This window comes from Streptomyces sp. NPDC002265 (genome assembly GCF_040296125.1).
Lineage (GTDB): Bacteria > Actinomycetota > Actinomycetes > Streptomycetales > Streptomycetaceae > Streptomyces.
This window is the reverse complement of the sequence record NZ_JBEOWS010000302.1, coordinates 1-12,264: the sequence shown is the minus strand read 5'-3', so window position 1 is coordinate 12,264 and position 12,264 is coordinate 1. Positions and strand designations below refer to the sequence as shown.

Genomic DNA, 12,264 nt, shown 5'->3' with positions numbered 1-12,264 from the left:
GACGGACCGTTCACGGCTGCGCCACCGCAACGGCCGCGGCACGGCGACGCCCCGCCACTCCCGTCGGCGCACCGGGTCCATCACCTCGGCCCGCGTTCCGCGCAATTCGGAGCTCATAGAGCCACGGCACGCCTACTGGCCTGCAGCTTCTCCAACGCGAGCACACACCGGACTTCCTGGTCATGACCCGGACCGGAGTGCACTCGATCGATGTCTGGCCAGCTGAGCTGATCAAGGGCAAGGGCCGGGAGTCGTTTGCCGCGGCTGGGGAACTGGCGCGGGCCTGTGGCCGACAGTGTGTCGTCCGCCGGCCGGAAGGCCGGCCTTGACCGGCAGGTTGCCCCGGTGGTGTCCGGCGCGAACGGGCTGGGCCTGGCCGTCACCGAGGTCGGCTCGGGGCTGGACGGGCGGGGCCGCAAGCTGCACCGTGTGTTGTCCGACCCGCAGACGGCGGTGATTGTGGTCGAGTCCCAAGACCGGCCGGCCCGGTTCGGCGTCGAGTACCTCGAAGCCGTGCTGTCGGCGTCCGGGCGGCGCCTGGTCGTCCTCGACCCCGCAGAGACCACCGACGACCTCGTACGGGACATGGCCGAGATACTGACGTCGCTGTGCGCCCGCCTGCACGGGCGGTGCACGGCGAAGCAGCGTGCGGCCCGCGCGGTGGCGGTGGCGACCGGGAGGCTGCCGGGTGAAGAAGTTCCGGCCGCAGCCCGGGTTTGTGGTGCAGGCGTTCCGGTTCGCCCTGGATCCGAACGCCGTCCAGGAGGCCGCGTTGCGGTCGCACTGCGGTGCGGCCAGGGCTGCGCTGTCTTGCAACTCACCGAAGGCTGATCCCTGCTTCTGCTTCTTCGATCATCACGGCCGTCGGCGAACGACTGGTGTCCGCACCAGCAGTCCAGGGGAGATCATGCCCACAGGCGCCAGGGATCTGTGCCCGAGTCCGCCGTACTGCGGCCAGGCTTCCGAAGTTGAACTCGTGATGTCGGTTGGTCAGCTGCTCGTGCTGCTGTGCGCGAATGGGTCGGTGAGCTGTGCTGCGGGTGGGGTGGCGATGAGGAGAGTGCTCGCGGGTCCGGATGTCGCCGTGAGACTGGTGGGGTCGAGGCTGAGTGCCTGAGCCAGGGCCGGGGCCAGGCACTCCCATTCGACGAGGAGGTCGACGGCTTCCTCCGGATCGAGGTCTTCGGGGCGTCCCGCGACGCCGATCGCGTCGAGGCTGTTGCGTTCCGCTTGGACGGGCTGCCCCAGGGCAAGCTCGGGGTACTCGCTGATCCAGCGCCTGATGATCGAGCCGTGCTCGGCAATCAGCCAGGCGTCTCCGTCCCGTTGCTCGCCGTAGAAGTAGGCGTGCGCCTGGCCGTTGCGCGTGCTCAGCTCCAGGCAGAGGCGGGTGACATCCGCTGTGCGTTTCAGGTAGGGCAGGCCGCACCACGGGCCGACGACCAGCACCCAGCCGTTGAGCGAGGGCGTGACCAACACGCGGGAGAAGCGCTCGGCGGGCTCGTGGGCGATGCGGTCGATCAGCTCTGCGCCGACGGACCAGGACGTCTCCGTGACCTGGGTAAGGCCGATCTGGTCGACCACTTCCGTCCGGTCCTGGGCACGGACCGCCAGCCAGGAGAGCCAGCAGCTGGTGATCGCCTGGGGCGGCTCGGGCACTGTCATGAGCGGCAGCGTAGCCCGGGGCGTTGCCCTGCTCCGGAGGTCGTGCAGCGCCGCGACGGAGGATTCCGCTCGACCTGGGCGAAGGTGGGGGAACCGCCTCCGGCAGTGACCCTCTTCGCAGTGGTCCCCCGGCGTTGGGTGGTAGAGCGGACGTTCGCCTGGCTGGGACGGTGCCGCCGCCGGTCGAAGGACTACGAGTACCTGCGCGCATGTTCGGAGAGCGCCATCTACCTCACCATGGCCATGCTCCTCGTGCGTCGCCTCGCAAGGTCAGCCCGCTGACAGGCTTTTCAGACGCCCTCTATGTCGGCTGGTACCGACACATCACTCTCACCATGCTCGCGCACGTTTTCCTGGCAGTGATGATCTGCCAAGAACGGCAAAAAAGGGGGGCGTCGAACGGGACACGTCCGACCTCGTGGACCTCACACCAGCCGAGATTCGCCGTCTACTGGCAACTGGACCCCGCCATCGTGCCGTCGACCCCCGTCCATCATGACATGGTCACACTGGCGCCGCCGCCATCAAGCACAAGCCCGCCGCTGTCATTACATGCGGCGCAGCCACCCATTGGGGCGACACCCCGCCAAAGACCGTCCCACCTCCACCAGCACACCACTACACTCCCCACTCCCAGACCCCTGACCAGCCAAAATGGAGAAGTACTGCTGGAACACTAGCTCGCCGGTCCCAGTGACAGGGTTACGGCACGGTCGCGTACGGGAGGCAGACAACCCGCGCGCTCGCTGCATGCGCCGTACGTGAGGAACACCCGCGCGCGGTCCGTCCCTTCGACGCGGCGTACGGGCAGCTCGAGGACGACCCGTCCGTCCTCGTACACCGGCAGCTGGACGTCGAGGCCCGCAGGGCGTAGCACCCGCCGCTTGGCGTCGGTGGTCGCCGGGCCTGCGGACCGCAGCGCCGCCTCGGCACGGATACGGGTCGGGATGCCGATCCCGTCGACGCCGCCGTCGGGAAGGTCAAGGCTGTACAGGTGAAAGCCCGCCTGCTGAGGCCGCAGGTCCGCGAGGACCCGCAAGCCGTCGCCTCGGGATTCGACCCGCACTGATACCACCACGCCGCCGGCGGAGAACGAAGCGGCGTCCACTATGGCCTCGCTCGTCCCCGTTCCGGCGCAGCCCGCAAGCGCGACAGCAGCCGCCAGGGTCAGGACCGCGCCGCGGTGCGCATGGCGGGTGCGGAGTCGGGGCCGGACGGCTATTTCCATCGCTTCAGGAACTCCTGGACCTGGTCCGCCGACATTGTGCGCGCGTTGGAGAACTCGCCCTGGTTCGTGGCCACCCGTGCCTGGCCGGAAGTGGGGTCGAGAACGACCAGGGCCGGTATGCCGCTCGTGCGCAGGTCGACATAGCGTGCGGCAACGTCCAGATTGTGGTCGAAGTTGCCGACGTCCACCCTCACCACGTGGTATTCGGCCAGCAACGCGGAAGGCCCGGACTCCTTGAAACGGGCGCCCAGGACGCGGCAGTCCATGCACCAGTCGGCGCCGAAGTCGACAAGTACCGGGTGACCGTCCTTCTTCGCCGACTTGAGAGCGACCGCGATGTCGGCAGCAGCATCCGCCTTCGGGTTGTATTCAGGCTCGGCCTTCGCGGAGGAAGCGGTCGTCGAGGACGGGTCCGGTTCCGCCGACTTCTTGGCGGGCGTGGCGGCGACGGAGGCGGGGGCCGTATGGGACGCGGTGGCCGCGCTGCCACAACCGGTGAGCGCCAGCAAGGCTATTGCGGTCAGTGGCAGCATCGCGGGGAACAGGGGACGTCTCACGTGGCTCCTCGTCGTATCTTCCATCCGAGCCCACGGCACACGCGGGCGACCGCGATCCACACGCGGCCGCCTTCGGTGCTTCGGGTGTTCTGCCGGACAACGGCAGATGTGCCCACAGCTTTTCATACGACCGGGTCCGTTCGGCAGGCACCAGGGATGATCTCCGGCTGGGCCGAGCCGAAGCCATGCCCGGCTTCTGTCCTGCCCTTCCTGGAAGGGTGCCGCCACGGCACGATTTATCCGTCAGGAAACTACTCCCAGTGCCCACGGAGATCCTGCGTCAGTGGAAGGGTCAGTTGAGGGCGTCTGAAAAGCCTGTCAGCGGGTAAGTCGCCTGGTAGCGGGGTGGGGCGACGCGTGGGCACCGAAGAAACCCGGCTGGTCGTGCTGCGCGGCAACAGCGCCTCGGGGAAGTCGTCTATCGCAGCCGGCCTGCGCGAGAGGTTCGGCCGCGGCCTGGCCGTGGTCGGCCAGGACAACCTCCGCCGCATCGTGCTTCGCGAGCGGGACCGGCCCGGCGCCGCGAACATCGGCCTGATCGGGCTGACCGCCCGCTACGCCCTGGACACCGGATTCCACGTCGTCGTCGAAGGCATCCTTTACGCCGACCGCTACGGCGACATTCTCACCGAGCTGCGTGCCGACCACCGTGGCCCGACTCACGGCTACTACCTGGACGTGCCGTTCGGTGAAACCCTCGCCCGGCACGCCACCAAGCCGATCGCCGACGACGTTCGCGAAACGCAACTGCGCGACTGGTACCGGCCGCGCGATCTGCTGCCTGGCGGCACCGAGACCGTCACCGGCGCCGACAGTGTCCTGCACGAGACCGTCGACCGCATCATGCTCGACACCGGTCTGGCTCAGCTGCCCGCCGTGGTGTGACGTGCCGGCCACGCCCCGATCAAGCTACCGCGACACCTACCCCTCGGCCTGTGCCAACCTCGACCGGCACCAGGCAGCCGGGAAGGGCGCCTGACTCCGGCAGAAAACCACCACCCGGTCCGGGACCCCGGCCGCCCGCCCCTGGCCGCTGTACGGGCCGATCACGCGGCCGGACAACCGGCGTGACCGAAGGGCTTCAGACGTGAAGCCCCAGGATGCGGCGTCGGCTGCGCTCGGGTAGGCCGGCCAGGAAGGCGCGGCATTCGGCGATGCCCCGCTCGCTGCCGATGCGGTCGAAGTACGTCTCGGCTTCGACGGCCAGGCTCCGGGCCAGGGGATGGTGTCCGGCGGCCGCTTCCGTCCGGGCGAGGGTGTGGAACGCCTTCCCGGCGTCCTCCCACCATCCGCACTCCAGTGCCTGGTCACGGCTCTCCGTCGCGTAGGCGCGGGCCAGACCCAGGTCGTCGGCGGCCAGGGCGATGTTGGCGAGAACACCCATGGAGCGCACCTTCTCGATCACCTCGCCCTCGGCGTCGGCGCGCGAAAGGGCTTCCTGGGCGAGAGCCTCCGCCTCCTGGGTGTGGCTCGACTGGGCCCGGGTCTCAGCGATGTCGTTGAGGAGCCGGCAGATGCCGTGGACGTTGCCGCAGGCCCTCATGACCTCCAGACCCCGGTCGAAATACCCCAGCGCTTGGTCGGTGTTGCCTGATTCGCGGGCCAGGTAGCCGGACAGCCGTAGCAGGCTGCCCAGTTGGTAGGAGGGTTGGTCCGTGGCGACAAGGCGTTCCGCCTGGCGCCGGTAATAGGTGGCCCGGGTCGGCCGTCCCATGAAGAAGGCCATGTAGCCGAGGTAGGTGAGGAACCGGGCCTGGGCGACCACGTCGCCGCAGTCCTCCGCCGACGAGGCGCCCGTCTCCCACGCCCACACCGCGTCGGTCCAGAGGCCGCGCGCGTGCAGGTAGTAGCCGAGGCCGCCCACCAGGCTCCGCACGTCTTCGTGAGCGCCTTCCTGACTGCCCCGTGCGATCAGGTAACGGATGTTGGGCCACTCCGGGTCGATGGAGGCGTACTGCGTGGCCCGCACGTGCTGGGTTCGCTCGTCACCGATCAGTCGGCTCAGGTACCGCTCCTGGTAACGCGTCGCGCGCCCGAGTATGGCGTCGCGCTGGCCCGGGTCGGACGGCGTCAGATGCCGGCGCACCAGCGGATGCATGTCCCAGGTGCCGTCCTGGCGTTGCAGCAGTGAGAGACGCACGAGGTCGTGGAGCGCCGCACGGACGGATTCCTGGTCGGCGATGCCCGTCGCCCCGGCGGTCAGCCCCAGGGTGACCGGGGCGGGCAGAGCGGCGACGGCGTGCATGACCTCCACCCGGCCGGGCCGCACCGCCACGCGCTCCAGGATGCTGCTGAACGAGTACCGGGTCAGGTCGTCGTGGCCGGAGGACAGGTCCTCGACCACCTCGTCGAGGGTCATGCCCAGCCGGATGCGCGCCGCGGACCAGACGATGGCGAGCGGAAGACCGCCCGTCAGACCGATCAGATGGTCGACGGCGGTGTCCGTGTGGGTGCCGGAGTCGACCGTCCGGGACACGAGTCGGTGCAGCAGGCTGCGGGACTCTCCCGCCGGAAGGTTGCCGAGGCTCACGGAGACGGCCACGTCGATGCGGTAGCGCGTGGTGACGATCGCCTTGGTGGGCGCGGGCAGCTCCCTCAGGAAGGACTCCACGCTCACGTCGTTGATCGTCTCCATGTTGTCCACGATCAGCAGTGTCCGCTGGCGCTTGAGCGCGTTGCGGACGATTTCCACACGATGCTCCGCGGGAGCGCGTGTGATGTCCTCGCGGCCCAGGCAGATGGCGATCGTCTCGAAGATGTCGTCCAGCGTGCGGTGCCGCCAGGGGCGACTCTGGGTGCCCCGCGCCGTGAGCAGGTTCTCCTTCGCGGAAACCCAGATGACAGCGTCGAATCTCTCGCTCCGATCGAGCTTGAGATGGTTCACCACGTAGTATCGCGCAGCCTCCAGGGCGAGAGCGGATTTCCCGCTTCCCCCGATGCCGTCCAGGGCCACCACAGCGTGCTGAGAATGGGGATAGGGACGGAGAACGGAGATGATTCGGTCCATTTCCTCCTCGCGTCCGAGGAGTTCGGCGTAGTCCGGCGAAGGAAGATTGTCGATCTGTCGTTCGGACGCTTCCTCACGTGACGATCGGTCTTCGCGGCGCCGGCGCCCTTCCGCATGCCATTCCACGACCGATCGCTGCCCGAAGAGCACCAAGTAGACGAAGCCGAGAACCCCCACGATCACCGGCACGACGACTTCCAGCGACATGTTTTCCCCCGTTGTGGTCACCCGCCGACGGAACGGGCTTCCTTTCTTGCGATCAGGAATATGCCTATCCCGCGACGACTGCGGCCCCCCAGCACCCGTGTCTCCACAAGTGTCAGCTGTTCGACGATCCGGCCGGTCAGCCGGGAGAGCCATCGCAGGCGCAGCAGGGCGCGGGCGGCCGGGGCCGCGAGACGGCTGCGCTCGACGCCGAAGGCCAGCCAGTAGAAAAGGAACCAGCGGCTGCCCGCGTAGACCCGCTGGAAACCGGCCCGCTCGGCCGCCTCGGTCAGAGCGTCCACGGTGTATTCCCGGATGTGCCCGGCCGAGAAGCTCTTGCGCTGGATGCCGCGGAACGGCGGCCAGGTCGCCTCGACGCTGTTGGGGACCGTGAGCACGAGCAGGCCTCCGGGGCGGGTCACCCGGGCCAGTTCTGCGAGCACGGCGTCGGGATCGGGGACGTGCTCCAGGAGTTCCGCGCAGAGGGTGAGTCCACTGGTGGCGTCCCTCAAGGGCAGCCGCGCGGCGTCCGCCTGGACAGAGGCCGGCCCGGGAAGCCCGTCGGACAGCGCGGACCCCCGCCTCAACGCCGCCTGGGTGAGGTCGATGCGCAGCACGGGGCAGTGGAACAGCCGTGTCATGGCCCTTGCGTGGAAGGAACTCCCACAGCCGACGTCGACGGCGAGTGCCGGAGCGGGTACGGCGACGGCGCGCTGCAGAAAGCGGACGAAGGAGAGGTTCTCCGAGTGGTACCAGTCCGGGAGTCTGGTTATCCGGCCCGCCGACTTCTCGCGCTCTCGACGCTCGTAGACCTGCCGGTACTCGCGGTTGGCGCCGCCGCTCGGGCGCCGGCCCGCCGTGGTGCCTTCGACGACCTTGAGCACGTCCCTGAGGTCGTCGACCAGAAAATCCGCGGCCGAGAGGTCCTGACGCAGGACGGACGGCTTGCCCACCGTCACCAGTCCGGCGGCTTTGCCCAGGGTGATGCCCTGTGTCATGTCCTCCACCAGCATGGTGCGCACCGGCTTCAGGCGCAGGTCGCGCAGGATCCCCCACAGCGCCTCCGGATCGGACTTGGGGACCTTGGCACCCCGGGCGGCCACGACAATGTCGAAGTACTGCTCCCACCCGAAGTGGCGGATACAGGAACGGAGACAGGGCTCGAGCTGATTGCTGAGAATGGCGACTTTCAGACCGGCCTTCCTCACGTCCCGCAACACCTCGGCTGCTCCCTCGACAGGGCGGACGCTGAGCAGGTTCTTCTCGAAGTACGCGGCGAATGCGTCGGGAGCCTGCCGCATGGAATGCGCTGGGACCCCCTGATCCAGGTACAGTTGCCGCCAGTCGTCAAGAATTCCGGACTTCCACTGCTCGGCCGTGAGCGGACGTCCTCCCAAAGCGGCGATCGCACTCGCGTGGGCTCTGGCCACAGCCTCGATCTCATCCGCCAACACGCCGGACCAGTCGAAGACGATACCGTCGATCGGGTGAGCGCCCGGAGATGACGTCATGTCAGGCATGCTAGGACACCGAGCCGCGCCTTAACAGCAGGTGCGTGTACCGCGGGTCGCGCGGTGTCAATGAGGACGGAGGGGTTTCCGGGAATTCCAGGATTTCCCGGAACGACCAGGCGGGACATTCCACTGTCCGGGCAGTCAGCGCTTCGCTTTACCTCGATGGCCAGGCCATAGCGGGGGCTCCCGCGGCCTCGCGGAGGAGACCCGCGCGATCGGCGTGCTGCCCAGCGCGAACGACAGTGCGCCCGGAACGAACACGAGGATGCACCGGGCGACCGACACGCCATCCGTCCGACGTCCCGTCGGACGGGTGGCCGCGGTGCCGGATCACCTCAACCCGCCTTGCTGTAGCGGGAGTTGAAGAACGGCTGCGCCGTCCCCCAACGGGGTCGTGCGGCACCGCGGACGGCCGGTGAGGCTTATCCGCAATGCCTTCTGGCGCGGGCATGCTGCAGCTTGTGGGTGAAGCGGTGCATGTGGGGGTCGAGCAGTTCGTCCGGCTCCTCCAGCACCTGCTCGTGGGTCAGCCACCGGATCGCGTCGAACTCATTTTGGTCGTAGGAGGTGATGGTGTCAGCGTCGGCGTCGAGGAGGTACCAGAGCGAGACGTCGGTGTGTGCGTCCTGCCCTCGCGTTTCGGTGACGGTGAGGAAGAGGGGGAGCTCGCCGGTGATCGGCGATGCCGTGGCCTGGATGCCCAGCTCCTCACGGCATTCGCGGACCACCGCGGTCCACGGGTCCTCACCTGGCTCGACATGTCCGCCGGTCGGCAGCCACAGGCCCGCCTTTCGGTGCGCGACGAGCAGCAGCTGTCCGCGCGTGTCGTCGAGGACGACGAAGTAGCTCACCAAGTGCATCGCAGGAACATCCGGCTTGCGCATTCGGTAGACCGTGGCTCCACTGGCGATCCACTGCGTGGCGGTCTGCAGGTGGGTGTGCTCCAGGTTGTCCCAGGGTTCGATGGCGCCGACCAAATCCAGAAGGTGAGCACGCGGCTGATCGTCATGGTGGGTGAGCGGGTGGTCAGTTGAGGGCATCCGCGCATCCTGGCAGAAGGCACTGACAGCCGAAGTCGGCCCTGGACGAGAGCGTTTCCCGCATGGCCGACACAGGAGAAGAAACCGTGCACCCGCGCAGAGCCCCGACCACAGTCCGGACACGCCGCCGACTCGCCGGTGCAGGCCGCAACGCGGACCACGCCGCCCGCCACCCACACTCGTTCCACGCGCACCATGTCGAGGTGCGGAGCCGTGATCCCTACGAGGTCGTCACACTTGCCGACAATGCCGCCATCCGTGACGGAGCGTCACCGGCGCACGGTCGCATACAGCGGCTTCACGGAAATCTTGCCAGGGCCACTCAGAGAAGTACGCCGACAGGCAGCCGTTCGAGCACCAAGTCCCCTGAGCATTACGACAAAAGCTACTTACGCGTCGGCGCGCTCCGGCAGGGCGAGCCAATCCGACCAGGAGATCCCGCGGCCGAGGAAGCGCGGCTGCTCGAACGGCCAGTCGGCGGCGATCCACTGCGGCACCAGCTCGTCGAGGGCCTGCTCGACCTTGCTGCCCACCAGCTCGTCCACCACCCACCAGGAGATCTCGCCGTCCGCGCCGACCCTCTCCGGTGGGTCGATGTAGACGCAGCCGAGCAGAGCCGTCTCCGCCGCGTCGAACAGCGCGTAGTTGAAGGACCGGTGTGCGGCGATCTCCTTCTCGTGCCGCAACAGGTCGGCCTGGTCGGCCTCGTAGGTCATGGTGGCCGCGGGCCAGCCCCAGGCCGGGCCGAAGATGGTCCACAGCCGCTCACGCGAACCCATCACAGCCGGATAGTCGAGCGGGGTGTCCGCCTCCCGGATCGGCCGCAGGTGATGACCACTGCTCGGCAGCGGGACCAGGACGGGATGGACGAAGTCATCGGGAAGCCAGCTCATAGCGCCCGACCGTAGCAGCGCGCGGCCGACCGTTCCCCTGGATATTCCCCGCATACCACCAGGCCCTGCTCTCATGCCGGGCAGAACGCGTCCTTACTGATCGTTTCAGAATGAGGTGCGGAGTCGCCTGAGGCAGATGATGCTGCAGCCCAGCTCCACGAGGCCTTGATGGAGGTCGGCGCGGTGTTCGTAACGGGTCCGGAGTCGTTTGAACTGGTGGAGCCAGGCGAAGGTGCGCTCGGCGACCCAGCGGGTTTTGCCCAGGCCGGAGCCGTGGGCGACGCCGCGGCGGGCGATGAGGGGTTTGATGCCGCGCTGCCACAGCAGTCGGCGGTACTTGTCGTAGTCGTAGCCGCGGTCGGCGAACAGGTGCTTGGGCTTGCTGCGCGGACGTCCCCGCAGTCCCCGCATTCGGGGGATCGCGTCCAGCAGCGGGATCAACTGCGTCACATCGTGACGGTTCCCGCCCGTTACGGAGACGGCCAGTGGGGTTCCGTGCAGGTCGACGATCAGGTGGTGTTCGGAGCCGGGGCGGCCACGGTCGACCGGCGAGGGCCCGACGTGATCCCCCTTTGAGGGCCCTGACGTGGGAGCCGTCGATCGCGCAGTCGTCCATCCCCAGCAGGCCGGCAATGCGTAGTTCGGCAAGGAGCTCGGTGTGCAGCCGGGGCCAGACGTCGGCTTCCGTCCAGACCCGCAGCCGGAGCCAGGCCGTAACTCCCGAGCAGCCCACCATCTCCGCGGGCACGTCCCGCCAGGCCACACCGGTCCGCAACACATACAGCACATCCGCGAGCGCCGCCCGGTCGGGAACACGCAACCGCCCCGGATGGCGGCGCCGCCGCTCGGGAGCAGGAGGCAGCAGCGGAGCAACCCGCTTCCACAGATCGTCAGGAACAAGACCCGCACGCACCCGCGACACCTTGCTGACCAAGATCGCTGAATGCAAGGCCCACAGCGCAAGACGGCCGGAGACGTTCAGTGAGAACACTGGCCTGACGCCACTGGCCCAGCTCACCCGTCCAGGTAGAAACCCTCGTCCTCGAAGAAGCCCTCGTCCTCCTCGTTCGGCTGCAGCGGTGCGAACTGCCGCAGTTCATTGCCTCGGATCATCCACATGCGGAAGAAGCATTCCTCCTGATCCATCACCAAGAGCTGGACCATGTTGGGCTCGCGCCATGGCGTCTCGAACACTCGCTGCTTGAGGGCGTCGAGGTCGGCATGGTTCAAGACGCCCGCCCACCCTCAACGTCTTCACACTCGCGTTGTCGGCCATGTCAACCGAGATCATCACGTTCGCCACCCAACTCATGGCGATCCTTGTAGCCGAACGGCCGGCGTCCCGCTGACAATTTCCGAGCAGGAGGCTTCAAGGAGACCGAGATGCATCGCCTACCTGCCTGCGAACTTCATTCTGAAACGATCAGTAAGGGGCTGGTTCGGCCCCCTGCTGCCCCGGGTGGTGCACGCCCCGTACGAGGACCGCTTCGTCCGCCCGGACGACGGGGAGTACGCCGTGCCCGGGTACCTGGAGGAAGTGGTGTTCACCCGCCTCACCTCGCCCAATGAGGTCGCCGCCGTCGTGATGGAGCCCGTCCTGGGCGAGGGCGGCTACGTGTCGGCGGACCCGGAGTGGCTGCTCGGCCAACCGACGGAATTCGCTGACCTACTGAAACGCGGGCCAGCGGAGCGTCGGTCTCCCGCGAAGGAGTGTGCAGTTTCCCAGTGAGCCGCGGTACGCCGGTGTCGTCGGACGGCGAAGTCAGGCCTCTTTCGCCGCGGCTTCGCTGTCGGTCCGAAGACCTACCGTTGATGCCGCCGCCTTGGCGGCCGATCGCGCCCTCCGTCCCCACGGTCTGCGCAGGCTGTCCCGCGACGTCCAGGCTGTCGGATTCGCTCACGGCCCGTCCCTCGCCGGCGTCGGCGTCTTCCCCCGCTTCCTGGCGGACTTCCCGGCACAGAACCGACGGCGCCGCGGGGATTGTCGGAGTCCTGTCATACCCTTCGCTCACCGGCCACAGGGCCGGTACAGGCCGCATACAGCGGCCACACGCTTTGGGGGGTTCCTACACTGTCCGCACCCGCACACTTCCGGCAGCCGAGCCGACGGCCGGCCTCTTCTGTACCGGGGGGGGGGCGGCCGTGCCGGCGGCCGC

12 protein-coding genes and 2 pseudogenes are annotated in these 12,264 nt (G+C 68.2%); 4 read left to right on the top strand and 10 right to left on the bottom strand.

What is annotated here, in order from left to right:
• Positions 1 to 297 precede the first annotated feature (297 nt).
• Positions 298 to 690 (top strand): annotated as a pseudogene (locus ABT085_RS35915) (recombinase family protein); the annotation flags it as partial.
• 300 nt (positions 691 to 990) lie between these two features.
• On the opposite strand, the gene ABT085_RS35910 reads toward ABT085_RS35915, so the two are convergent.
• Positions 991 to 1,665, bottom strand: coding sequence for a hypothetical protein (locus tag ABT085_RS35910; protein ID WP_351617791.1), 675 nt, complete (start codon positions 1,663 to 1,665; stop codon positions 991 to 993).
• 42 nt (positions 1,666 to 1,707) lie between these two features.
• On the opposite strand from ABT085_RS35910, the gene ABT085_RS35905 reads away from it, so the two are divergent.
• Positions 1,708 to 1,947, top strand: a complete 240-nt coding sequence (locus tag ABT085_RS35905; RefSeq protein ID WP_351617788.1) for a transposase — start codon at positions 1,708 to 1,710, stop codon at positions 1,945 to 1,947.
• Positions 1,948 to 2,341: 394 nt separating this feature from the next.
• Here the strand turns inward: ABT085_RS35905 and ABT085_RS35900 are convergent, their stop codons facing one another.
• Together ABT085_RS35900 and ABT085_RS35895 are read right to left on the bottom strand one after the other, a co-directional pair.
• Complete coding sequence (locus tag ABT085_RS35900) at positions 2,342 to 2,893, bottom strand: hypothetical protein (protein ID WP_351617785.1); 552 nt, start codon at positions 2,891 to 2,893, stop codon at positions 2,342 to 2,344.
• On the bottom strand, positions 2,884 to 3,450 hold the full coding sequence (locus tag ABT085_RS35895) for a thioredoxin family protein (protein ID WP_351617783.1): 567 nt from the start codon (positions 3,448 to 3,450) through the stop codon (positions 2,884 to 2,886). The genes ABT085_RS35900 and ABT085_RS35895 overlap by 10 nt, the downstream gene beginning before the upstream one ends.
• A gap of 357 nt (positions 3,451 to 3,807) precedes the next feature.
• Here ABT085_RS35895 and ABT085_RS35890 point away from each other — a divergent pair, with 357 nt between their 5' ends.
• Positions 3,808 to 4,335: a P-loop NTPase family protein gene (locus ABT085_RS35890; RefSeq protein WP_351617780.1), complete on the top strand. Its 528-nt coding sequence runs from the start codon at positions 3,808 to 3,810 to the stop codon at positions 4,333 to 4,335.
• Positions 4,336 to 4,531: 196 nt separating this feature from the next.
• On the opposite strand, the gene ABT085_RS35885 is transcribed toward ABT085_RS35890, so the two are convergent.
• The 7 genes and pseudogenes from ABT085_RS35885 to ABT085_RS35860 all read right to left on the bottom strand — a co-directional run bounded on the left by ABT085_RS35885 (position 4,532) and on the right by ABT085_RS35860 (position 11,338).
• Positions 4,532 to 6,664 (bottom strand): NB-ARC domain-containing protein, encoded by a 2,133-nt coding sequence (locus ABT085_RS35885; protein WP_351617777.1) that lies wholly within the window; start codon positions 6,662 to 6,664, stop codon positions 4,532 to 4,534.
• A 17-nt stretch (positions 6,665 to 6,681) separates the two neighbouring features.
• On the bottom strand, positions 6,682 to 8,172 hold the full coding sequence (locus ABT085_RS35880) for an HAD-IA family hydrolase (RefSeq protein ID WP_351617775.1): 1,491 nt from the start codon (positions 8,170 to 8,172) through the stop codon (positions 6,682 to 6,684).
• A 172-nt stretch (positions 8,173 to 8,344) separates the two neighbouring features.
• Positions 8,345 to 8,454: pseudogene (locus ABT085_RS46830) on the bottom strand (MFS transporter); the annotation flags it as partial.
• Between the two features lie 143 nt (positions 8,455 to 8,597).
• Positions 8,598 to 9,215: an NUDIX hydrolase gene (locus tag ABT085_RS35875; RefSeq protein ID WP_351617772.1), complete on the bottom strand. Its 618-nt coding sequence runs from the start codon at positions 9,213 to 9,215 to the stop codon at positions 8,598 to 8,600.
• A gap of 389 nt (positions 9,216 to 9,604) precedes the next feature.
• Positions 9,605 to 10,108, bottom strand: a complete 504-nt coding sequence (locus ABT085_RS35870; protein ID WP_351617770.1) for a GNAT family N-acetyltransferase — start codon at positions 10,106 to 10,108, stop codon at positions 9,605 to 9,607.
• A gap of 105 nt (positions 10,109 to 10,213) precedes the next feature.
• A protein-coding gene (locus tag ABT085_RS35865; protein ID WP_502982880.1) for an IS5 family transposase occupies positions 10,214 to 11,021 on the bottom strand; the annotation gives its coding sequence in 2 pieces (ribosomal slippage) (positions 10,214 to 10,667 and positions 10,666 to 11,021; 810 coding nt in all).
• A gap of 101 nt (positions 11,022 to 11,122) precedes the next feature.
• A complete protein-coding gene (locus ABT085_RS35860; protein ID WP_351617797.1) occupies positions 11,123 to 11,338 on the bottom strand; it encodes a hypothetical protein in 216 nt (71 codons plus the stop codon).
• Here ABT085_RS35860 and ABT085_RS35855 point away from each other — a divergent pair.
• Positions 11,271 to 11,837, top strand: a complete 567-nt coding sequence (locus tag ABT085_RS35855) for an aminotransferase class III-fold pyridoxal phosphate-dependent enzyme (protein ID WP_351617767.1) — start codon at positions 11,271 to 11,273, stop codon at positions 11,835 to 11,837. The two genes, ABT085_RS35860 and ABT085_RS35855, sit on opposite strands and share 68 nt — an antisense overlap.
• Positions 11,838 to 12,264 lie beyond the last annotated feature (427 nt).

Excerpts from the sequence above, each read along its gene's own strand:
- ABT085_RS35910 (WP_351617791.1), bottom strand. The coding sequence starts at position 1,665 with ATGACAGTGCCCGAGCCGCCCCAGGCGATCACCAGCTGCTGGCTCTCC.
- ABT085_RS35900 (WP_351617785.1), bottom strand. The coding sequence starts at position 2,893 with ATGGAAATAGCCGTCCGGCCCCGACTCCGCACCCGCCATGCGCACCGC.
- ABT085_RS35885 (WP_351617777.1), bottom strand. The coding sequence starts at position 6,664 with ATGTCGCTGGAAGTCGTCGTGCCGGTGATCGTGGGGGTTCTCGGCTTC.
- ABT085_RS35880 (WP_351617775.1), bottom strand. The coding sequence starts at position 8,172 with ATGACGTCATCTCCGGGCGCTCACCCGATCGACGGTATCGTCTTCGAC.
- ABT085_RS35875 (WP_351617772.1), bottom strand. The coding sequence starts at position 9,215 with ATGCCCTCAACTGACCACCCGCTCACCCACCATGACGATCAGCCGCGT.
- ABT085_RS35870 (WP_351617770.1), bottom strand. The coding sequence starts at position 10,108 with ATGAGCTGGCTTCCCGATGACTTCGTCCATCCCGTCCTGGTCCCGCTG.
- ABT085_RS35855 (WP_351617767.1), top strand. The coding sequence starts at position 11,271 with ATGTTGGGCTCGCGCCATGGCGTCTCGAACACTCGCTGCTTGAGGGCG.